This is a genomic window from Pseudooceanicola sp. NS-SX8 (genome assembly GCF_057380755.1).
In genome coordinates this window covers 2,971,021-2,992,617 of the sequence record NZ_CM170819.1, presented here as the reverse complement: position 1 = coordinate 2,992,617, position 21,597 = coordinate 2,971,021, and the positions used below count along the sequence as shown (strand labels likewise).

20 protein-coding genes are annotated in these 21,597 nt (G+C 64.7%); 6 read left to right on the top strand and 14 right to left on the bottom strand.

The window, feature by feature from the left end:
- Positions 1-73: 73 nt before the first annotated feature.
- The 10 genes from AC2IR1_RS13680 to AC2IR1_RS13635 form a co-directional block, all read right to left on the bottom strand.
- Positions 74-1,861: a methyl-accepting chemotaxis protein gene (locus AC2IR1_RS13680; RefSeq protein ID WP_486472522.1), complete on the bottom strand. Its 1,788-nt coding sequence runs from the start codon at positions 1,859-1,861 to the stop codon at positions 74-76.
- Between the two features lie 86 nt (positions 1,862-1,947).
- Complete coding sequence (locus tag AC2IR1_RS13675) at positions 1,948-2,568, bottom strand: TetR/AcrR family transcriptional regulator (RefSeq protein ID WP_486472521.1); 621 nt, start codon at positions 2,566-2,568, stop codon at positions 1,948-1,950.
- On the bottom strand, positions 2,561-3,430 hold the full coding sequence (gene ppk2, locus AC2IR1_RS13670) for a polyphosphate kinase 2 (RefSeq protein WP_486472520.1): 870 nt from the start codon (positions 3,428-3,430) through the stop codon (positions 2,561-2,563). The genes AC2IR1_RS13675 and ppk2 overlap by 8 nt, the downstream gene beginning before the upstream one ends.
- A 108-nt stretch (positions 3,431-3,538) precedes the next feature.
- A complete protein-coding gene (locus AC2IR1_RS13665; protein ID WP_486472519.1) occupies positions 3,539-4,480 on the bottom strand; it encodes a homoserine O-succinyltransferase in 942 nt (313 codons plus the stop codon).
- Between the two features lie 27 nt (positions 4,481-4,507).
- On the bottom strand, positions 4,508-5,380 hold the full coding sequence (locus AC2IR1_RS13660; RefSeq protein WP_486472518.1) for an ATPase: 873 nt from the start codon (positions 5,378-5,380) through the stop codon (positions 4,508-4,510).
- A gap of 196 nt (positions 5,381-5,576) precedes the next feature.
- Complete coding sequence (locus tag AC2IR1_RS13655; RefSeq protein ID WP_486472517.1) at positions 5,577-6,665, bottom strand: OmpP1/FadL family transporter; 1,089 nt, start codon at positions 6,663-6,665, stop codon at positions 5,577-5,579.
- A 497-nt stretch (positions 6,666-7,162) separates the two neighbouring features.
- Positions 7,163-8,056 carry a DMT family transporter gene (locus AC2IR1_RS13650; RefSeq protein ID WP_486472516.1) on the bottom strand — a complete coding sequence of 298 codons (894 nt, stop codon included), beginning with the start codon at positions 8,054-8,056 and terminating at the stop codon, positions 7,163-7,165.
- A gap of 89 nt (positions 8,057-8,145) precedes the next feature.
- On the bottom strand, positions 8,146-8,664 hold the full coding sequence (locus tag AC2IR1_RS13645; protein ID WP_486472515.1) for a DUF1697 domain-containing protein: 519 nt from the start codon (positions 8,662-8,664) through the stop codon (positions 8,146-8,148).
- Positions 8,664-9,926: a cation:proton antiporter gene (locus AC2IR1_RS13640; RefSeq protein ID WP_486472514.1), complete on the bottom strand. Its 1,263-nt coding sequence runs from the start codon at positions 9,924-9,926 to the stop codon at positions 8,664-8,666. The genes AC2IR1_RS13645 and AC2IR1_RS13640 overlap by 1 nt, the downstream gene beginning before the upstream one ends.
- A gap of 62 nt (positions 9,927-9,988) precedes the next feature.
- Positions 9,989-10,687 (bottom strand): endonuclease/exonuclease/phosphatase family protein, encoded by a 699-nt coding sequence (locus AC2IR1_RS13635; RefSeq protein ID WP_486472513.1) that lies wholly within the window; start codon positions 10,685-10,687, stop codon positions 9,989-9,991.
- A 37-nt stretch (positions 10,688-10,724) separates the two neighbouring features.
- Here AC2IR1_RS13635 and AC2IR1_RS13630 point away from each other — a divergent pair, with 37 nt between their 5' ends.
- On the top strand, positions 10,725-11,393 hold the full coding sequence (locus tag AC2IR1_RS13630; protein ID WP_486472512.1) for a DUF2238 domain-containing protein: 669 nt from the start codon (positions 10,725-10,727) through the stop codon (positions 11,391-11,393).
- Here the strand turns inward: AC2IR1_RS13630 and AC2IR1_RS13625 are convergent, their stop codons facing one another.
- From AC2IR1_RS13625 to mazG, 4 genes are all read right to left on the bottom strand, one after another.
- On the bottom strand, positions 11,394-12,821 hold the full coding sequence (locus tag AC2IR1_RS13625; protein ID WP_486472511.1) for a protein adenylyltransferase SelO: 1,428 nt from the start codon (positions 12,819-12,821) through the stop codon (positions 11,394-11,396). It abuts the gene before it with no gap.
- Between the two features lie 69 nt (positions 12,822-12,890).
- On the bottom strand, positions 12,891-13,829 hold the full coding sequence (locus AC2IR1_RS13620; RefSeq protein WP_486472510.1) for a nucleoside hydrolase: 939 nt from the start codon (positions 13,827-13,829) through the stop codon (positions 12,891-12,893).
- Positions 13,830-14,001: 172 nt separating this feature from the next.
- Positions 14,002-15,009: a Fe(3+) ABC transporter substrate-binding protein gene (locus AC2IR1_RS13615; protein ID WP_486472509.1), complete on the bottom strand. Its 1,008-nt coding sequence runs from the start codon at positions 15,007-15,009 to the stop codon at positions 14,002-14,004.
- 110 nt (positions 15,010-15,119) lie between these two features.
- Positions 15,120-15,959, bottom strand: a complete 840-nt coding sequence (gene mazG / locus AC2IR1_RS13610; protein WP_486472508.1) for a nucleoside triphosphate pyrophosphohydrolase — start codon at positions 15,957-15,959, stop codon at positions 15,120-15,122.
- A gap of 64 nt (positions 15,960-16,023) precedes the next feature.
- Between mazG and AC2IR1_RS13605 the strand changes: the two genes are divergently transcribed.
- From AC2IR1_RS13605 to AC2IR1_RS13585, 5 genes are all read left to right on the top strand, one after another.
- On the top strand, positions 16,024-17,193 hold the full coding sequence (locus tag AC2IR1_RS13605; protein ID WP_486472507.1) for a M20 aminoacylase family protein: 1,170 nt from the start codon (positions 16,024-16,026) through the stop codon (positions 17,191-17,193).
- A 1-nt stretch (position 17,194) separates the two neighbouring features.
- Complete coding sequence (gene speB / locus AC2IR1_RS13600) at positions 17,195-18,157, top strand: agmatinase (RefSeq protein ID WP_486472506.1); 963 nt, start codon at positions 17,195-17,197, stop codon at positions 18,155-18,157.
- Between the two features lie 417 nt (positions 18,158-18,574).
- Positions 18,575-19,624 (top strand): peptide chain release factor 1, encoded by a 1,050-nt coding sequence (prfA, locus tag AC2IR1_RS13595; protein ID WP_486472505.1) that lies wholly within the window; start codon positions 18,575-18,577, stop codon positions 19,622-19,624.
- A complete protein-coding gene (gene prmC / locus AC2IR1_RS13590; protein ID WP_486472504.1) occupies positions 19,621-20,511 on the top strand; it encodes a peptide chain release factor N(5)-glutamine methyltransferase in 891 nt (296 codons plus the stop codon). The genes prfA and prmC overlap by 4 nt, the downstream gene beginning before the upstream one ends.
- Before the next feature lie 190 nt (positions 20,512-20,701).
- On the top strand, positions 20,702-21,559 hold the full coding sequence (locus AC2IR1_RS13585) for a DUF4167 domain-containing protein (protein ID WP_486472503.1): 858 nt from the start codon (positions 20,702-20,704) through the stop codon (positions 21,557-21,559).
- Positions 21,560-21,597: the final 38 nt, after the last annotated feature.

Below are 21,597 nucleotides of genomic sequence, written 5' to 3'. Positions count from 1 at the left end.
ATCAACGAGGGCAGGGTAGAGCCTGCGCCAAACGGCGCAAGAGCCTCCGAGACAAGGGCGGAACGAATGGACCTCAGGCCCGTCGACGATCACCACTGGGGCGGATCTGCCAGCTGCTGTCGCCAATCTGGTTCGCTGCTGCGCCGATGGAGAACTGCCCGACCCGGTTTGCCAATGCCTCTGCCGTTTCCGAGAGAACGGCATTGGCGGTGATGGTTTCCTGAAAGATCGTCGCGTTTCTCTGGGTGAAGGCTTCGAGTTCGGTGATCGCCGCGTTGACTTCGGTCAGGCCGCGGGACTGGTCCGCCGTGGCGTCGGCGACGGCCTGCATGCGCTCTGCCGTACGTTCCACCGCGTTGCGGATCGAGCCGAGCGCGGCCCCTGTGTTCTTGACCAGGTCCACGCCCCGCCCGACATGACTGGCAGAACTGTTGATCAGCGTGTCGATTTCCTTTGCCGCTTCGGAACTGCGCTGCGCCAGGGCGCGAACTTCGTTTGCAACGACGGCGAAACCGCGCCCCGCCTCTCCGGCCCGAGCCGCTTCCACCCCGGCATTGAGGGCGAGGAGATTGGTCTGAAACGCTATGTCATCGATGACGGTGATGATCTTCCGGATCTCGGCGGAGGAACCTTCGATCTGATCCATGGCCGTGACGGTGCGTTCCATCACGGCAGTCCCCGACGTGGCCTCCCCCTTCGTTTCCTCAGTTGCCGTGCGGGCGGCCCCGGTGTCGGTTGCGATGTCCCGGATCAGCGACGTGAGCTGCTGCAGCGTTCCGGCCGCTTCGGACAGGGTTGTGACCTGCTTTTCGGTGCGACGGCCCAGATCCTCGGCGGCGTCGTTGATTTCCCGTGACTGGATCCGGATCGAATCCACTTCCTTTGTCACGCCGGCCATCGCTTCTTCCAGGCGGGCGACCCCGACGTTGAAGCTCTGGGACAGGTCGGCAAAGGCGGGAGGCAGCGGGCGGTCGATGCGCGTCGTCAGGTCGCCGCGCGCAAGACAGGCCAGCTTTTCCTGAAGGTGGGCAATGACTTCCTCGATCTCTCGGGCATGGCGGTCCTGGGTTGCCAGTGTCTCCGCCTCGGCATGTCGGGCGGCTTCGGCGTTGTCATGGGCGTCGCGCAGCGCCTCTTCGGCGCGGGTGCGGGCCGCGGTCGCATCGGCCGTGGCTTCCCGTGCCAGTCGGGTTGCCTCCTCCGCGTCGGCCTTGCGTCGTTCGGCCTCTTCCAATGCTTGCTGCACCTCCGCCATCGTCTCTTCAAGCTTGGCCGCGCGGCGCTCGGAATACACGGTCTGCACAAGCCGGAAGTGGACGATCAGCATCAGGTTGGCGACGGCCAGCAGCACGGCGGTGGCATGAAAGGCGATGCGCATCAGGTTGAAGCCAAGGCTGTCGGTGAGGAAGGAAACCGAGGGCATCAACAGGACCGCCAGAAGGTGGTGCAGGACGATCAGCAGGGTGGCGTAGATCAGCGCGGGGCGGGAGCTGAGCGTGGCAATCGCCGTGAGCGCGGTGAAGTAGAGCATGTGGCTGTCGGGCTGCATCACATGCCGCGCGATCGCGGCGTTGAAGAGGATACATTGCCCGACGAGCAGCAGCGAGATCAGGATCCGGCCTTCCTTGCCGGGGTTGCGCAGGGTCAGGAAGGCGAGACCTGCCAGCAGGGCGGAGGCCGGGGTGACAATCCAGAACGTGCCATTGGCAGCCAGGAGGGCCGCACCGCCAATCGCCAGGACGGAGACGAGGCAGACCCAGGCGATGAGCCACTGCGCAAAGGCGCGGTATTTCTCGAACCTGGCGCCGAGCGCCGCGGGATTGATGGCCGGGGTATCCCGGAAAAGGGAGCTGAGCGTCACGAAACAAACCCCGATAGACCTCGGGCCGGAGCCCGAACAACATCGGGGCAGAGGTGACAGATTCGTCTTTCCCGGGACTTAACGGGTCATTTGTCGGCGTCGATCAGCCCCAGCCCGCGCAGGTAGACACCGATGCCGCTTTCCAGCAGGTCCTCGGGTGGGAAGGGGCTTTGGCGACCAGGGGAATTCCGCGCGAAAAGCTCCACCACGCCGTGGCTCATCGCCCAGATATGGGCGGTGAACATCGACGCCGGCGGCCGCTTTTCCGGGGGGATGTGGCGTGACAGGTCGTCGGCGGCCTTCTCCATCACGTCCCAGGCCCGGCGGGCCACTGCGGCCAGCTCCGGCGTGCGATTGACCGAGATGCCGCTTTCGAACATTGCGATGTAGTGGCCCGGGTACTTGCGGGCAAAGGCCAGGTAGGCGCGGCCCGTCGCCTCGAAGGCGGCAAGGGCCGAAGGCTGGCCCTTTTCGTAGGCGAAGGCGATGACGTCGGCGAAGATCTCGTAACCTTGGCGGGCCGCTTCGGCGATCAGATCCTCGCGCCCTTCAAAGTGGCGGTAGACGGCGGCGGGGGTGACGCCGGCCGTCTTGGCCGCCTCGGAGAGGGTGAAACCGGTCGGACCCTTTGCCTCGATCAGCGACAGCGCGGCCTCGACAAGCGCCTGGCGGAGGTTGCCGTGGTGATAGCCGCGTTTCTTAGACATCCCAGATCTCCGGTCCGCCTCCGATCTTGGGGTCGAGCGCGCCAAGGGCCTTCTGGTCCTTGCGGTCATAGGGCAGCGCATGGAGGACCTGACGGATCGCTTCCAGCCTTGCACGCCGCTTGTCGTCGGACCGCACGACAGTCCAAGGGGCCGTCGGCGTGTGGGTGCGGCTGAGCGTTTCGGCGATAGCGGCCGTGTAGGCATCCCAGCGGGCCAGCCCGTCAACGTCGATCGAGCTGAGCTTCCACTGTTTCAGCGGATCCTTCTCCCGATCCAGGAAGCGGCGCAGCTGTTCCGCGCGTCCGACGTTGAGCCAGAACTTAAAGACGTAGATGCCCTCTTCGACCAGCATCGCCTCGAACTGGGGCACCTGGGCGAAGAAGTGATCCCGCTGCGCGGGCGTGCAGAATCCGAAGACATGTTCGACCACGGCGCGGTTGTACCAGGACCTGTCGAAGAAGGCGATTTCACCGGCACCGGGCAGGTGGGAGATGTAGCGCTGGAAGTACCACTGGCCGCGTTCGGCGTCAGAGGGTTTGGGCAGCGCCACGACACGTGCGCCGCGCGGATTCAGGTATTCGCGGAAGCGCTTGATCGTGCCGCCTTTTCCCGCCGCATCCCGACCTTCGAAGATGCACAGGATCCGCGCGCCGCTTTCCTTCGCCCAGACCTGCATCTTCACCAGTTCGACCTGCAGTGCCTCCAGCTCCTTCTCGTAGGCCTTGCGGGGCTTGCGTTCGCTGTAGGGGTAGGAGCCGTCGATGATGTCATTGCCATCGGCGCGGCGAATGGCATTGCGCAGGGCATTGGGGGCGTCGTGCTTGTAATAGGCACTGATGGCCCCGTTGAAGGGAAGGTTCATCGGCGATTTCCTTTTTGACCTATATGGCGACCGCTCCGCCCTGGCGCAATGCGTCCGTTGCGGCGGAGCGGTTCGGCGACGCGCCGGAAAGGCCGTGGGAGCTGCCCGTCAGGGCAGGCGCGACTGGCTGCCGATCTTTGCCAGGTCGTAGGGCGTGGTCTGGTAGATGTGATTGATCCAGTTGCCGTAAAGCAGGTGGGCATGGCTGCGCCAGCGGTTCAGCGGGCGCCCTGCGGGATCATCGCCGGGGAAGTAGTTGACCGGCAAGGTGATATCGGACCCGGATTCGACGTCGCGGTCATATTCCTGCTTCAGCGTGTCACTGTCGTATTCGAAATGGTTGAAGACGTAGAGCGCGCTATGCGTCGGATCCTCGACCAGGCAGGGGCCGGTGTCGGCATTGCCCAGAAGCGTGCGCAGCCCGTCGCCCGCCGCGTCGATGTCGTTCTGGCGCATCTCGGTCCAGCGGCTGACGGGCACGGTGCAGATGTCGGAGAACCCGCGCAGGAAGGGCGAGGCGGGATCAAGGTTTTCCTGAGGGTAGAGGCCGAAGCTCTTGGCGGGCAGCATGTGCTTGGGCACGCCGTGGAAATAGTTGATCATCGCCATTCCACCCCAGCAGACGCCGAAGGTGGAATGAACGTTGCTCTGGGTCCAGTCGAAGACGCGGGTCAGCTCGTCCCAGTAGGTCACCTCTTCGAAGGGGAGGTGTTCGATGGGCGCGCCGGTGATGATCAGCCCGTCGAACTTCTCTCCGCTCTCGGCCACTTCGGCGAAGGGACGGTAGAAGCTCTCCATGTGCTCGGCTGCCGTGTTGCGGGTCTGGTGCTCGGTCATGCGGATCAGCGAAAGCTCGATCTGCAGGGGCGTGGCACCGATCAGCCGGGCGAATTGATTCTCGGTCTGGATCTTCTTCGGCATCAGGTTCAGCAGCCCGATGCGCAGGGGACGGATGTCCTGACGCGCCGCCTGATCCTCCGACATGACCATGACGCCTTCGTGGGTGAGGACATCATAGGCAGGCAGGTCGGAAGGAATCTTGATGGGCATGTGTCAGGTCCGATGGCTAGGGATCGCTTAGCTAGTCTCTTCTTCGCGGCGCGCAAGCGCCTTTTCGATCAGTTTTTCAAAATCAGCAGCGGATTTCACGGCAGCCACCTCATCTGCGAGAACGGTGACGCCACGTTTCGCCATGGCCGCGTAGCGCGGCTGCCGATGGGCGAGCGCCCTGGCGTAGGTCCAGCGCACGAAGGCGTCGGGGTCGACTTCCTCCGGTGCCTGACCGGTCTCCATCTGGTAACTCTCCCAGGCGGCACGCAGAAACGCGGGTTCGTAATACATGGGCTTGGGGGCCCGGTCAAAGCGGCGCACCAGTTCTTCGGTATGGGCATCGTCGCCCTTGATCCAGACCAGCAGCGCGGTGTCTTCCAGCAGAGTGAGAAGCGGATCCTCGGGGTCCCAGGGATCGACCACTTCACAGATGGAGCCGCCGCTGTCGCAGACGAAATGCGGATAACCATAAAGATCGACCGCGCGGCGCGCGAACCGCGGGGTGTCCGACAATGCCGCGATCTCTGCCACGCGGTGCTGATCCTGGCGGACCATGTATTCCTCGAAGGCGAGGCCGCCGCGGGCGGGATCACCCGGCTTGCCCAGGTAGGTGGACAGGGGGGCGAGGTTGTTGAAGGTGATGTTGGAGCCGATGTAGATCGAATCCGTCATCAGCAGGTCCCGCAGGAAGGGCACCTGCATCGCGTGCCGCTTGGCATTGTCGGCGATGTGTTCGCCCATGTAGCCGGTGCCGATGCGGTAGTCGATCGAGTAGTGGAACCAGGTCCCGGCGTCGCGGAGCAGGTTGGAGACATGGGTCTTGCCCAGCCCCGACATGCCGAAGAGAAGAACGCGCTTCTGCGCCGCCTCGCGCCAGTCCTGCGCCGATCCGTAAAGCATTGTGACCCCTTGCTGTCTGCCGCTGCCCTGTCTGCCGGGCGGTTGCCTGACGGTTAGGCGAGAGCGGGGCGCGGGTCAAACCGGAATGGCCCTGTCGTGGCCCCCTGGGCCCGGGCGCGTCGCGATCGCGCAGGGTGTGACCTAAATGAGAAACCCCCGGTCCTTTCGGGCCGGGGGGTGTCTTGTCGCTGTCGGATCAGAAGGTGTAGGCGATCTTCAGGCCGAACGCGACAGCGTCGTTGTCGGTGAAATAGGCCCGCGCCGTATCCGGGGTGCCGGTTTCCGGATCGGCATCGCCGACCCAGATCTTGCTGACCCCGCCGGAAATTTCGAGCTGTTCGGTCACCTTGTAGGCCAGGCCGAGCGCGAGTGCGGTGGAGCCGGTCGAGGGGGCAAGAGGCGACACGAGCTTGTCGCCGGAGGCCTCGTAGGCGACGGAGATGGAGCCGGAGAGCTTGTCATTGAAGCGGCGCCCGATGCCCAGGCGGTAGGTGGTGGTGTCATCGAGATCCACCAGGTCCGGCCCATAGGTCGGGTCCACCTTGAACTGGGAGTGGCGTGCGTAGCGCACCGACCCGAAGAGCAGCGTGTCCGCAGCGACCCCGGTCTGGAATTCGAGGTTCCAGCTTTCGGGGGTCTTCGAGGTCAGCGTGCTTGTAAGCCCGGAGGCGATCATCGGGTTGTCTTCCACCGTGTCGAATTCATGCGAGATGGCGGAGTTGTAGGTCAGGGCGACCCGCAGGGCGATGTCGGGGATTTCATAGGCAGCCCCGAGGACATAGCCGGTGCCGGACCCGTCGTTGAGCTCCACGTTGTAGCCGCTCAGCGTGGAATAGGCGGCGCCCGAAAGGGTGATTTCGCCGTCTGCCTGCTGGAAGCGGACCCCGCCGAAGGCGCTGAAGCGTTCGGTGAACTGGTACTTTGCCAGCAGGGTCAGCGCGGTCACGTCCGCCTGCGCCTTCGTCCCGCCGAGCACCGGGCTTTCCGGCCCGTATTCGATGTCCGCTCCGAAGGGCTTGTCGTAGATCAGCGCGATCGCGACCTTGTCGTTCACGTCTGCCTTCACCGCGAAGCTGGGCAGGGCAAAGTCGTTGCCGACGTCATCGATATCATAGGTCGCGACATCCGTGCCGGACAGGGACGGGGAGACGGAGCCATAGCTCAGCTCCACCCGGTTGCCCTCGGCATAGAGGATCATCGCGGATTGGGTCGTACGTTCGATCCCGCCGGCATGAGCCGCCGACGCACCGAGAAGCGCCAGAATGGCGCCTGCCTGTAATTTCATTTTAACTCCTCCCGAATGCAGGCGCGGGGCCTGACAAACGCAAATCTACCAGCCAATTCCAACGTCGATCAACGTGTCTGGCAAGTTGACGTTGGGGGAAGCCTGCGTAAAGGCAGGCTTTTGGGGAGGGGTTGTGGCCAGCATGCAATAGCCTTCGCTGCAGTGCCGCGAAGATCCGCGAATATACTGCATTTGCACTGTAAATATTGCTGCATTGCAGAATATCTGTGCAACGCGGGGTTGCGTCATTCCGGCCTGAAAGAGCGCTTCGTGACGTTGCGTCGTGGGTAGGAGAGCGTTCTCGCTTCCAACCCGGGATCATTTGAACGCAAAGAAATGTGCATTCGTATGGGAACGGTTGCGAAACCTGACACGCGCGTGAATTGCAACGGCAGCGCATTTTGCGATTGCTTTCACAATTCGGGACATCCGCGCCGCGCTTCGGACAATGCAAATTTGGCCCGCAATGATTAACAACCCCGCAGGGGAGCGTCCGTTCAGTGCGCCGCGGGTGTCCTGGCAACGGCGGGGCGGGTTTCGCCCCTGATGTTGAGGAAATTGCCTGCGAAGATCACGACGGCGCCCGCGAGAACCCAGGGGTCGAAAGCTTCGCCTGCGAAGAGCGTTCCGATGAGGACCGCGAGGGGAAGGCGGGTGAAGTCGATCGGGACCACCACGGTCGCCGGTGCGAAGCTGAGCGCGGTGGTGACGCAGAAATGTGCCAGAAGCCCACAGCAGCCGACCAGGACCAGAAGCGGCAGTGTCTGCCAGGTGGGCAGGGCGAAGTCGAGGTCGTAGCCGGCGCAGATCAATCCGAAGATCGACTGCGTCACCGTCATCCAGAAGATGATGGACAGCGTGGGCACGTCGCGGGTCAGCCGCTTGGTGCTGACGAGGGTGATGGCAAAGGCGATGGCGGCGATTGCGGCAGCGATCACGCCGGGGCTCAGGCTCTGGGTTCCGGGGCGGGTGACGAGCAGGATGCCGACGAAGCCGAGCAGGGCCGCCAGGACGCGCATCCGTGTCAGCCGTTCTCCCAGGACCAGCGGGGAGAGGACCAGGACCCAGAGAGGCGATGTGAACTCCAGTGCGAAGACCTGGGCGACCGGGATCAGGGCCACGGCGTAGAACCACAGGTTCTGGCCGGTGAAATGGGCGATGTTGCGCAGGATGTGCAGGCCCATCCGTTGCGTGCCGATCTGGTCCCAGCTGCGTCGCGCGGTGATCACGACCAGCATGATGGCGACGCCGGTAAGGGATCGCCATGTCATGATCTCGAAGGTATCCAGGCTGCTGCTGAGTGCCTTGCCCGCGAAAGCCATGATGAGAAAGCTCGTTACCGCGCCGCTCATCCAGATCACGGCGCGCAGGATATCTCGTCTGGTGGTCACCGGGGCTCCTTCACTGATCAGCCTGACTGATCGGGGGCCTTTTCGCCGGGATCCGGGCCTGGTGCAAGCCCGCCTGAAGCGTCAGGCGTTCAGGCGAGTGCCAGCGTGCGGCGCAGGCTGGTCAGATTGCGCAGGGTGACAGGCAGGCCCAGGTCCTTTTCGAGCCGTGATGGCACCCTGGACCGGCCAAGGCCCTTGGGCGCGTGCAGGTACACACAGGAGTTGCCCTGGATCAGTTCCTCCCCCTGAGTGCAGACCGGCGCCAGCGCCTGAAGGTTGCCGGGCGCTGTGCCATGGTAGAGGGCAACGTGAAGGTGTTTCGGGTCCGCCTCGGGGTAGGGCAGTTCGCGCAGCACCTGCTGCAGGTCCGCAGCAGTTCGGGCAATGGCAGGCGGGCGGAAGCCGAAGGCTGTTTCGATCCTTTCGGAGGTCCAGGCGGCAACCGCCAAAGGGTCTTCCCGTTCAATGGTCAGGGCGATGTTGCCGCTTTGGATATAGGTGGCGACATCCCGGGCCCCGGCATCTTCCAGCGCCTGTCGCAGCGGAGCCATGGGCAGCTTGCCCGTTCCGCCGACATTCACGGCACGGAGGAAGACCAGCCAGCGCATCACATCAGGCCGGGCGCTCGTCCCACCTTGGCGGCGAGCTTGCCCACGGTCAGGCCCTGGATGAGGATCGAGAAGATCACGACGCAATAGGTCGCCATCAGGATCATGTTTTTCCACTCGCTGTCGGGCAGCGACAGTGCCAGGGCGACCGAGATTCCTCCCTTCAGCCCACCCCAGGTCATGATCGGCACGGTCCCCGGACCGAAGTCGCGGAAGACCTTGAGGATGAGGATCGGGATGGCCACGGCGCCGAAACGGGCCAGCAGCGAAAGGACGATGGCAAGGGCCGCGGCAGTGAAGAAGCTGGTGTCCATGGTCACGGCGAAGACTTCCAGCCCGATGAGAAGGAAAAGCACGGCATTCAGGATCTCGTCGATGAGATGCCAGAAGGTGTCGACATATTCGCGGGTCTTTTCCGACATGCCGTGGCGCGCGCCGATGTCGCCGATCAGCAGGCCCGCGCAGACGGCCATGATCGGTGCCGAAACGCCGAGGATCACGGCAAGTTCGTAGCCGCCGAATGCCAGGGCCAGGGTGATCATGACTTCGAGGGAGGCGTCGTCGATCCGGCGCATCAGGCGGAAGGTCAGGTAGCCCAGCACGAGGCCGAGCAGGCCCCCACCGACCGCTTCGCGCAGGAAAAGCTGCAGGGCGGCGGCCGCTTCGGAGCTGTCACCCGCGGCGGCGTGTTCGCCCGTCACGCCGAAGGCCAGCCCCACGAGGATCAGGTAGACGACGTAGCCCACGCCGTCATTGAACAGGCTTTCGCCGGCGATCACCGTTTCGAGGCTCTTGCGCAGGTTGGCCGCACGCAACACGCCCAGCACCGCCACCGGATCGGTGGGGGAGATCAACGCCCCGAAGACCAGCGCCACCAGAAGCGGCATGCCTGTCAGCCAGGAAAAGCCCAAGCCCACGATGGCGGTGGAAATCGCAACGCCGAGAGTTGCCATCAGCAGGACCACGGGCCACTGCGCGCGCAGGTCCGACACCTTCACGTGCAGGGCGCCGGCGAAGAGCAGCAGCCCCAGCATGCCTTCCAGCAACGCGTCGGAGAAATCGATGCCCAGGACCAGTGACTTCAGCTGATCGGCCAGGGCGAAGGCAGGCACCAGGCTGTCAATCAGCAGCATCACGAGGGAGGTCACCAATGCCACCAGCAGTATGCCGATGGAGGACGGCAGTCGGAGGAAGAAATAATTGATCGAGCCAAAGGCCGCGGCCAGGACGATCAGCAGCGAGGCGACTTGCAGGATGTTCATTGGAAAAGTCCGGGAGGATCAGAGGTTTCCCCAGCGTTACCATGGCCCGTCCGGAAGGGCTATTACCCCGCGGGGCATAAATCCACCAGCAGCGGCAAATGGTCCGAGGCGATGCGCGCGGGTTGATCAAGATGGACGCGAACGGGCCCCGCCCGCAGGTCCCCGGCAAGGGCAAAGCGATCAAGCGGGCCGATGGGGCGCGGCGCAGGATAGCTGGGCGGCGAGGGCAGGAGGTCCAGCGGGCCCAGTTCGGCATCCAGGTCGGCCCCGGTCCCCCAGGCGTTGAAGTCCCCGGCCAGGAGAACCGGCATGGGCGCGCGCCCTTCAAGCGCATGTCGCAGGGCCGCGCATTGCTGCCGGCGGGACCGCGCGACGAGCCCGAGGTGCGCCCCCACCAGGCGCAGGGGGCCGAGCGGGGTCGAAAGCTCTGCCAGGATGGCGCCGCGCGGCTCTATCCCCGGCAGGTCCAGGCGTTCCGTCAGGGTAACGCCGATCCCCGGCCGGAGGAGCATCGCATTGCCGTGCCAGCCAAGGGAGCCGCCGCGACCGAAGGGCACGACCTCCCAGCCTTCGGCTCGGATCATGTCGGGGGGCAGGGCCGCGGGGCGGGGCGGCAGCCGCTTGTCTGCCTCCTGCAGCACCGCAACCTGTGCGCCGGTGTCTTCCAGCACCTCCAGGACCCGCCGGGGGTTGCGTCGAAGATCCAGTCCGACACATTTCTGGAGGTTGTAGGTTGCGATCCGGAGTGGAGAAGCCTTCATAGAGTTCAAATGGCATTGCAGTGGCAAGGGTTCCAGCATGTTTTCAGAACAGACACTCGTGACGCGGCTGATCTGGCTGTCCCTGCTGATTTCCGCAGCGGGGGCGCTGGTGACCGGACGGTGGTCGCTGGCGTTCGTTTCCCTTGCCACGCTGGGGCTGTCGGTCGTCCCCCTCTACGTGGCCAGGTGGATCCATATCCGTGTGCCGCCCAGCTTCATGGCGGCGGTTGTGCTTTTTGTCTGGGGCACGATCTTTCTGGGAGAAGTCTTTGATTTTTATTACCGGTACTGGTGGTGGGATGTCGTGATGCACGGCGGTTCCGCCGTAGGTTTCGGCATCATCGGTTTCATCCTGGTCTTCATCATGTTCCAGGGGGATCGCTACGCCGCTCCGCCGATTGCGATCGCCTTCTTCGCCTACTGCTTTGCCGTGTCCATCGGCGCCACCTGGGAGGTGTTCGAATTCAGCATGGACCAGCTCTTTGGCACCAACATGCAGAAGTCGGGCCTGATGGACACGATGGGGGATATCATCGTTGACCACCTGGGGGCGATCCTTGGGGCCTCCGCCGGGTTCTTCTACCTGAAGGGGCAGGAAAAGGGCGGCCTGCCGGGGATCATCCACGATTTCGTCAGCCGCAATCCGCGGTTCTTCAAGCGCCTGAAGGACTGGCAGGAAAAGACCGGTAGCGACAGCGACCGCTGATCAGGTGCCGCAGAAGGTCGTTTCGATCTCTTCGCCGGGGGCCGGGGGACGGGCGAAGGCTGCGTCCTCCTCCGCCAGGGTGAAGGGAGATGCGAGAACCTCCGTCAGCTTGCGGAAGGGGCCCGGATCGCCCGCCTCCGCCGCCGTCAGCGCCTGGTCGACACGGTGATTGCGGGGGATGACGGCGGGATTTGTCGCCTGCATCAGCGCCTGGGGCGCCTCTTCTCCCGTCAGCCGCGTTTCCCAGTCCCGGCGCCAGGCGGTAAAGGCTGTGCGATCGGTAAAGAACGCCTCCGCTCTGGAAGGATCATCGGACAGGGCCCTGAAGCTATTGGTGAAATCGGAACCTTCGTTCTGCATCAGCGTCAGCAGGCCGTCGATCAGCGGACGATCCGCCTCTGTCGCGCGTGCCAGTCCGATCTTGGCGCCGAAGCGTTGCAGCGTGGCCCTGTCGATCAGACCGGGCATGGCGTGAACCGCTTCGGTATAGGGGGCGACCATTGCTTCGGCGTCCTCTTCCAGCAGCAGGAGAGCCGAGGCAAGCTGCGCCATGTTCCAGGGCAGGATATGCCGTTGGTTGTCATAGGCGTAACGGCCCTGGCGGTCGATGGAGGAGAAGACGGTTTGCGGATGGTAGGCATCCATGAAGGCGCAGGGGCCATAGTCGATCGTCTCGCCGGAAATCGAGGTATTGTCGGTGTTCATCACGCCGTGGATGAAACCGATGGACAGCCAGTGGGCGACCAGGTCCGCCTGTCGCGCGATGACGCCGCGCAGGAAGGCAAGCGGGCTTTCGGCCTGGGGATCGTGCCGGGCAATGGCATGATCCAGAAGGGTTTTCATTCGGGCCGCATCGCGCCGTCCGGCGAAGAATTCGAAATGACCGACACGCAGGTGAGAGCTGGCGACGCGCGTCAGGACCGCGCCCGGAAGGGGGGCGTTGCGCATCACCGTGTCCCCGGTCGTCACCGCTGCCAGCGCGCGCGTGGTGGGGACGCCCAGGGCGGCCATCGCCTCCGACAGGATGTATTCGCGCAGGACGGGGCCGATTGCCGCCAGCCCGTCCCCGCCACGGGAGAAGGGCGTGCGCCCGGACCCTTTCAGCTGGATGTCGCGCCGGCGCCCGTGGACGTCGATCACCTCCCCCAGCAGAAGGGCACGACCGTCGCCCAGCTGAGGAGAGAAGCCGCCGAACTGGTGCCCTGCATAGGCCTGGGCCAGTGGCGCTGCGCCTTCGGGCAGATCATTGCCGGAAAAGGCCTGCGCCAGCTCCTGGGGCGAGGGATCGCCCTGCATTCCCAGCTCTGCCGCGAGGGGGGCGTTGAAGGCCAGCAATTCGGGGGCGGAGGCCGGCCGCGGTTGCTGGCGGACAAAGAAGCCCTCTGGCAGGGCGGCGAAGCTGTTGTCGAAGGAGAAGCGCAGTGTCATGGGCCAAAGGTAAGGCCTGCCGGGGCGCTTTGCCAGAGCCCCGGCAGGTGGGCCTTCGGTCTGGGACGGTCAGAGCCGGGCCAGGCGTTCCGTCAACAGGTCGAAGAAGCCCTGGGCGTCCGCATCCCCGATGAAGAGCGCATTGGCGGGCCGGTCTGTCACCCGCCACCAGTCCGCGACGGTCATGCCCAGGGTAAGTTCGGACCCCGTTTCGATCTCCACGTTAATGTGGCGGCCGGAGAAGAGCTCCGGCTTGATCAGGTAGGCGGTAACGCAGGGATCGTGCAGCGGACCGCCATCGGAGCCGTATTTCTCCACGTCGAAACGTTCGAAGAAATCGCACATCTCGGCCACGGCATGGCCGACCTTGGTGTCGAGCGCGCGGAAAGCTTCGATCCGCGGCCGGGTGCACAGGACCTTGTGCGTGACATCCAGCGGCATGACCACGATGGGAACACCAGATTTGAACACGATATCAGCGGCTTCCGGATCGACCCAGATGTTGAATTCCGCCGCCGGAGTGATATTGCCCACCTCGAAGTAGGCACCACCCATGAGGACGATTTCCTGCACCTTTTCGACAATGTCGGGGGCCTTTTCGAAAGCCGTGGCGATATTGGTCAGGGGCCCCAGGGGGCAGAGGGTGACGCTGCCGGCGGGTTCGGCGCGCAGGGTGTCGATGATGAAGTCGACGCCGTGCTGTTCTTGCAGCGCCATCGTGGGGTCGGGCAGGACGGGGCCGTTCAGGCCGGTCTGGCCGTGGACATGTTCGGCCGTGTGCAGCTTGCGCTGCATCGGTGCGTCGCAACCGGCGAAGACCTTCACATCCGGCCGGTCGGCCAGTTCGCAGACGATGCGGGCGTTTTTCTGGGTGAGCGGCAGCGGCACGTTTCCGGCAACGGCGGTGATGCCCAGCACCTCGATCTCTTCCGGGCTGGCCAGGGCCAGCAGGATGGCGACGGCGTCGTCCTGCCCGGGGTCTGTGTCGATGATGATCTTGCGCGCCATGGAGGGGTCCTTCCGGTAACTTTTCGCCGGACCCTGACCGGATGGTCGGGAATTGTCCATGCTCGGCACGCGCCTGCCCGGGGCGGTGCGCGCCTTGCACCATTTTCTGGCTGAAAAGATGCACTTGCGACGCCGGCGGAGGGCGGCGGGAGGCGCGACCGCCGACCAAGGGTCAGCCGTCGAAGTCGACTTCTTCCAGCAGCTTCAGCGCCTCGGGCCGCAGGTGCGCCAGGTCGATCAGCGACACGTCATCCGGAGTGAAGCTGCCCCAGCTCGCCACCAGTTCCGAGGGTTCGGTTCCGGGCACGATCGGGTATTCGAAGTTCTTCTCCGCATAGATTTCCTGCGCTTCATGAGAGACGAGGAACTCCATGAATTTCAACGCGTTTTCCTTGTTGGGCGCGGCCTTCGTCATGGCGATGCCGGAGATGTTCACATGCGCCCCGCCATCTTCGAAATGGGGGAAGACGATGCGGGCGCTTTCGGCCCAGTCGCGCTGTTCCGGATCGCTGAGCATCTTGCCCATGTAGTAGGTGTTGCCGAGCGCGATATCGCATTCCCCGGCCCAGATCGCCCGGACCTGGGAGGTATCGTTGCCCTGGGGCTTGCGGGCAAGGTTGGCCTTGAGCGCGGTGAGCCATTCCTTCGTCGCTTCCTCACCGTGGTGGTAGAGGTAGGCGGAGGCCAGGGCGACGTTGTAGGCATGCAGGCCGGAACGGGTGCAAAGGCGGCCTTCCCACTTGGGATTTGCCAGGTCCTCGTAAGTGGTGACTTCGCCATCCGCGACACGCTCTTTCGAGGCATAGATCACCCGGGCGCGGGTGGTCAGGGCAAACCAGCTGCCGTCAGCGGCCCGGAAGCCTTCGGGGATGGCCTGCTCCAGCACCGGATCGCTGACCGGTTGGGTCACGCCCGCGTCCACGATGGCGGAAAGACGCGCGATATCAACGGTCAGGACCAAATCGGCGGGCGACCGCATGCCTTCTGCCTTCAGACGTTCGACCATGCCCTGTTCCAGGTAGGCCACGTTGACCTCGATCCCGGTTTCAGCGGTGAAGGCCTCCACCAGCGGGGCGATCAGCTCCGGCTGGCGGTAGGAGTAGAGGTTCACCTCTTCCGCCGTGGCGGGCAGCGCGAAGGCGGTGAGGGCGGCAAGGCTGGTCAGGGAACGGGCGTACATGGAACCTCCGGGACGTTCTGAAGAACTCTGAAGAGGTTATGAGGGCGAAGAGACCTGCGGGTCAATGTCCGATGAAAAGGCTAGGGCTTTCATGCCGGCCGGGCGGCGGATCAACTGGCGGAAGACTTTGCCGCTTTCTCGATGGCCTTGGCCGCGTCCCAAAGGGCGTCCATCTCTGCCAGGTCGCTGTCGGTCGGCGCCTTGCCTTTTGCCTTAAGTTCGTCCTCTACGTGATTGAAACGGCGTGTGAATTTAGAATTCGCGCCGCGCAATGCCTCTTCGGGATCCACGCCCAGGTGTCGGCCAAGATTGGCCACGACGAAAAGCAGATCACCATATTCCTCGACCACTTCGGACTGGGACAGCGTGTCGCGCGCCTCTGCCAGTTCGGCGGCCTCTTCGGCGATCTTGTCGACGACCTGACCGATTTCCGGCCAGTCAAAGCCGACCCGCGCCGCGCGTTTTTGCAGTTTCACCGCCCGCATCAGCGCCGGAAGGCCAAGCGCGACACCATCCAGTACGCGGACTTCGGATTTCGCTGCACGTTCGGCGGCCTTGATTTTTTCCCAGTCGACGGTCTGTTGCGCGGCGGACTTGTCGCGGCTTTCGTCCCCGAAGATATGCGGATGACGGTTAATCATTTTCTGCGCCACCGTTTCGGCGACACTGTCGAAGTCGAAAAGCGCGCGTTCCTCGGCCATCTGGCCGTGGAAGACCACCTGAAGCAGCAGGTCGCCCAGCTCTCCTTCCAGCTCGTCCCAGGCCTCGCGCTCGATCGCGTCGGAGACTTCATAGGCCTCTTCGATCGTGTAAGGCGCGATTGAGCCGAAGTCCTGTTCGATATCCCAGGGGCAGCCGGATTGCGGATCGCGCAGGCGGCGCATGATCTGGCGCAGGCGCGGAAGGCCTGCTTCGACGTCATGGATCGGATCACGGCTCTCTTCGGCCATTGCAGCGCCTCGTCGTTTGGGATTTTCTGCAAAACTGAACCTAGCGATCCAAGGAGTCCAGACCATGCCCGTGGTCAATCGCATCGCCGGCCTTGCCGAGGAAATGGAAGGCTGGCGAAAGCACCTGCACCAGATCCCCGAGATCGGCTTCGACTGTTTCGAAACCGCGGCCTTCGTGGCCGAAAAACTGCGCGAATTCGGGATCACGGCGGTGCATGAGGGCATCGCCAAGACCGGGATCGTCGCCATCATCGAGGGCCGCGGAGAGGGCCCCACGATCGGGTTGCGCGCCGACATGGATGCGCTGCCGATGCAGGAGGAGACGGGCCTCGACTATGCGTCGAAGAGCGCCGGCGCGATGCATGCCTGCGGCCATGACGGCCATACGACCATGCTGCTGGGTGCGGCCAAGTACCTTGCGGAGACACGGAATTTCGCCGGTCGCGTCGCGCTGATCTTCCAGCCGGCCGAAGAGGACGGCGGCGGCGGCGGCCGCATGGTGGAAGCGGGCATCATGGACCGTTTCGACATTTCGGAGGTCTATGCCCTGCACAATGCGCCGGGGCAGCCGCTGGGATCCTTCCAGACCACGCCGGGCGCCATGATGGCGGCGGTGGACACGATCCACATCCATATCACCGGGGTGGGCGGCCATGCCGCGAACCCGCATATGACCCGCGATCCGATCCCCTGCGCCGTGGGAATCTATGCCGCGATCCAGACGATCCTGTCGCGCAACCATGATCCGCTGGCCGATCTGGTGGTCTCGATCACGCAGATCCACACCGGCAGCGCCGAGAACGTGGTGCCCGAGAAGGCCTATATCAACGGCACGGTGCGGACCTATGACCCCCTGGTGCAGGACATGGTCGAAAAGCGCCTGAGGGAGATCGTGGCAGGCCAGGCCGCGGCCTATGGGGTCGAGGCGGAGCTGGTTTATGAGCGCTGGTATCCGGCGACCATCAACGATGCCGGGAAGGCCGCCTTTGCCGTTGACGTGGCGAAGGAGGTGGCCGGGGAGGCCAAGGTTTTCTTCAATGACCAGAAGGAGATGGGGGCCGAGGATTTCTCCTTCATGCTGAACGAGCGGCCCGGCGCCTACCTGTTCCTGGGGCAGGGCAACACCGCGCCGGTTCACCATCCGAAGTTTGATTTCAACGACGAGATTTCCCCCATCGGTGCAAGCTTCTTTGCCCGGGTGGCGGAAACCGCATTGCCGCTGAAGGAGGCGTGACATGGCGCTGGAAGATGCGAAAACGCAGGTCGATCAGGCCTTTACCCGGGCCGCCGACCGGGGGCTGAGCTATGAGAACGCCTTTGGCGGTGCCACCAGCTTCCTGCGGCGGCGCTATACCAAGGACCTGGCGGGGTTCGACCTGGCGGTGACGGGGGTGCCGTTTGACCAGGCGGTGACGAACCGGACCGGCACGCGGCTGGGACCACGGGCGATACGGGAGGCCTCCACCCTGCAGCCCTATGATCCGCCCTATGGCTGGGGCTTTGATCCGCTGGGCGAATTTGCCGTGGCCGATTACGGCGATCTGGCCTTCGATTATGCCAAGGTGGCGGAGTTTCCCGAGACGCTGACCAACCATATCCGGGGCATCCTGAACCAGGGCGCGGGGTCGGTGACCCTGGGCGGGGATCACTACATTTCCTTCCCCATTCTAAAGGCTTACGTCGAGAAGTTCGGGCCGATGTCGCTGATCCATTTCGATGCGCACAGCGACACCTGGCGTGATGACGACATGGGGCGGATCGACCATGGGACGATGTTCTACAAGGCGATCAAGTTGGGGCTGATCGACCCGGCACGGTCGGTGCAGATCGGCATCCGGACCGTCAACGAGGATGGCGATTTCGGCATGAACATCATCGACGCGCCGGAGGTGCATGAGATCGGGCCGAAGGCCGTTGCCGCCCGGGTGAAGGAGATCGTGGGTGACTTCCCGGCCTACCTGAGTTTCGATATCGACTGCCTTGACCCGGCCTTTGCACCGGGCACGGGCACGCCGGTCTGGGGCGGGCTGTCTTCGGGCCAAGCCGCTGCGATCCTTAGAAATATCGCCGGGGTCAACCTGCAGGGTGGCGATATCGTGGAGGTCTCTCCGCCCTTCGACACCACTGGCGCCACGGCGATTGCCGGCGCCCATGTGGCGATGGAGATCATTGCGCTCTGGTGCTGGACGCGGCGCTGAGCGGCGCCGGGAGGGCGGGGTTAACCCCGCCCTACGGCATCGTGTCGAACGTCGGTACTGCACTGCGGCGAAACGGAGGCGAATCGGGGCGGTTCTGACGGGTTAACAAGGGTTTGGGGCCCGAAATGCAACGTCGGTATCACGTCGGTATTACGTCGGTATCGCGACGGTGCAGGACCGCCGGAGGGGCCGGGATTAACCCGCCGTACGGTGGGCCGGGAAAACGCCGTTCCGGATACTTGAAACAGAAAATAAAGGGGCCCGGGCGACGCTTGGGCGGGCTGTGGGCGGCAAGCGCAAGCGCCCCGGACGGCGCCGGATCAGGGCCCCGGGTGGGGCTTTGAGGGGGCGGTGTTCGGGGGCGCGAAAGCTCTGGCCTCTTGACCCGATGACGGGGATCGGCAACAGCTTCGCCCCATGATTTCAGAAGACAGGCTGGCCCGCATCACAGGGCGATTTGAATTCATCGAGGCCCGGATGGCCGAGGGCGGCGGTGACTTCGCCGCGCTGGCGCGCGAATACGCCGAGCTGAAGCCGGTGGTTGAAGCGGTGCGCGCCTACGAGGCGCTGCGCCGCGACATGGAGGAGGCCGAGGCGATGCTGGCCGATCCCGAGATGCGCGCCCTTGCCGAAGAAGAGCTGCCTGCACTGAAAGCCCGCCTGCCGGAGCTGGAACATGAGCTGCAGCTGGCGCTGCTGCCCAAGGACGCCGCCGACGCCCGCCCCGCGATGATCGAGATCCGTCCGGGCACCGGCGGCGACGAGGCGGCGCTTTTCGCGGGCGACCTGCTGCGGATGTACCAGCGCTATGCCGAGGCGCGCGGCTGGAAGTTCGAGGTGGTCGAGATGGCCGAGACCGAGCTGGGCGGGATCAAGGAAGTGACCGCCGCGGTGAAGGGCGAGGGCGTCTTTGCCCGGCTGAAGTTCGAAAGCGGCGTGCACCGGGTGCAGCGGGTGCCGGCGACGGAAAGCGGCGGGCGGATCCATACCTCTGCCGCGACGGTGGCCGTGCTGCCCGAGGCGGAGGAGGTCGACGTGGAAATTTCCGCCAACGACCTGCGGATCGACACCATGCGCGCCAGCGGTGCGGGTGGCCAGCACGTGAACACCACCGACAGCGCGGTGCGGATCACCCACCTGCCCACCGGGATCGTGGTGACCTCTTCCGAGAAATCGCAGCACCAGAACCGCGCCATCGCGATGCAGGTGCTGCGCAACCGGCTGTTTGACCTGGAACGCCAGCGGGCCTCCGACGAACGCGCCGCCGACCGCAAGGCGCAGGTCGGCAGCGGCGACCGCAGCGAGCGGATCCGGACCTACAACTTTCCGCAGGGGCGCATGACGGATCACCGGATCAACCTGACGCTCTACAAGCTGGACCAGGTGATGCAGGGCGACCTGGACGAGGTGATCGACGCGCTGATCGCCGATCACCAGGCGAAGCTGCTGGCGGAGGAGGGCGCATGAGCGGCCAGAATGGGACCCCGAATGAGACCCTGACCGATACGCGCCAGGCGCTTGCCGCGGCCGTGGGCCGCCTGGCGGAGGCGGGGGTGGATGACCCTGCACGGGATGCGCGCCGCCTTCTGGCCCATGTGCTGGGCCTGGCGCCGGAGCGGCTGTCCATCGACATGCCGGCGGACCTCGGCCCCCAGGCCGGGGCCTATGCCGCGGTGATCGCCCGCCGCGCCGCGCGCGAACCTGTCAGCCATATCACCGGCACACGGATGTTCTGGGGCCAGGATTTCCATGTTACCGCCGATGTGCTGGATCCCCGGCCAGAGACGGAGGAACTGGTGGCGGAGGGGCTCTCAGTGCCTTTCGAGCGGGTTCTGGACCTTGGCACCGGGTCCGGCTGCATCCTGCTGAGCCTGCTGACCGAGCGTCCAGATGCGACCGGCGTGGGCTGTGACCTGTCGGCCGCCGCCCTGGCCGTGGCGGAGGCCAACCGGGAGACCCTGGGCCTGACCACCCGGGCGCGGCTGCTTCGATCCGACTGGTTCGGCGCGGTCGAGGGGCGGTTCGACCTGATCGTGTCGAACCCGCCCTATATCACCGAGGCGGAGATGGCGGAGCTTTCGCCCGAGGTCCTGCGGGAGCCGGGCATGGCGTTGAGCCCCGGGGGCGACGGGCTGGATGCCTACAGGGTGATCGCGGCCGGGGCGCTGGCGCATCTGACCCCCGGCGGTCGCATCGCGGTGGAGATCGGCTGGCGGCAGGGATCTGCCGTTGCGGCACTTTTCCGCGAGGCGGGTCTTGAAGATGTCGGCATTCGGACCGATCTTGATGGCAGGGACAGGGTCGTGAAGGCCCGGGCGCCACTTACGCCCGGTAAAATCGCAGAATCTGCGTAAAACTATCACTTCTCCCTTGTCTTAATCAGTCCGACATGGTTAGTCGGATCTATCCGGGTTGCGGACGCGCCGTTTGACAGCGTCCCCCGGGTGCCAAGCCAGAGATAAGCCGCTCGCATGGATCCGACGCAAGACGCGCCGCGAGAGATGAGCGGTCCCTTAGAAAGAACAAGGCTGGACAGCTGACCTTATGAGATCTTCGAAATCCCGTTCGCGCAACAAGTCGCGTAACCGTTCCGTCGGCAATATCGTCAACCGCGTTTTCGATTCCTCGGGTCCCGAGGGAAAGGTGCGGGGCACGCCGCAGCAGATCATCGACAAGTACAATCAGCTTGCACGCGATGCGCAGCTGGCCGGTGATCGGGTGGCCACGGAAAACTTCCAGCAGCACGCCGAACATTACCTGCGCATGCTGGGCGAAGCCCAGAAGGAGCAGGATCAGCGCCGCGAGCAGCAGGAACAGGAAAACCGCCAGCGCCAGTCCGAACGGGACCGGGAGCGGGCGCAGCGCCAGGAGCGCGAGAGCAACGGTGACGACAACCGCGGCGATCGCAACGAGGCGAAGCAGGATCACCGCAACGCGCGGAGCGACAAGCCTGCCGAGGCCGTGACCGAGGTGGAGGCCAAGGCCGCCCCCGAGGAGGCCAAGGGCGAGAAGTCCGAAGGCAAATCGGAGGGCAAATCGGAGGGCAAATCCGGCGCACGCGCGCGGTCGTCCCGGTCCGGTGCCGCCGCCGAGAAGGCCGCGAAAGCCGCGGAAGAGGCCAGCAGCGCCCCTGCGGAGAAGCCGAAGTCCACGCGCACGCGGTCCAAGAAGGCAGCGTCGGGCGATGACACGGTGGCGCCGAAGGCCAGCAGGTCGCGTGCCGCCAAGAGCGATGCGGACGATGTGATCGACATGTCGTCGGACGATGACAGCTCCATGCTGGTCGAAACGCCGGAGAATTCCGCCGACAAGCCGGCGCCGCGCAAGCGGGCCAGCCGCAGCAAGGCGGCCGCGGCAAGCGAAGCGCCTGCGGGCGACGGGCCGGCAGAAGCGGTGGAGTGATCCCGCTGCAGTCTGGAAATTGAAAAGGGCGGTCCCGC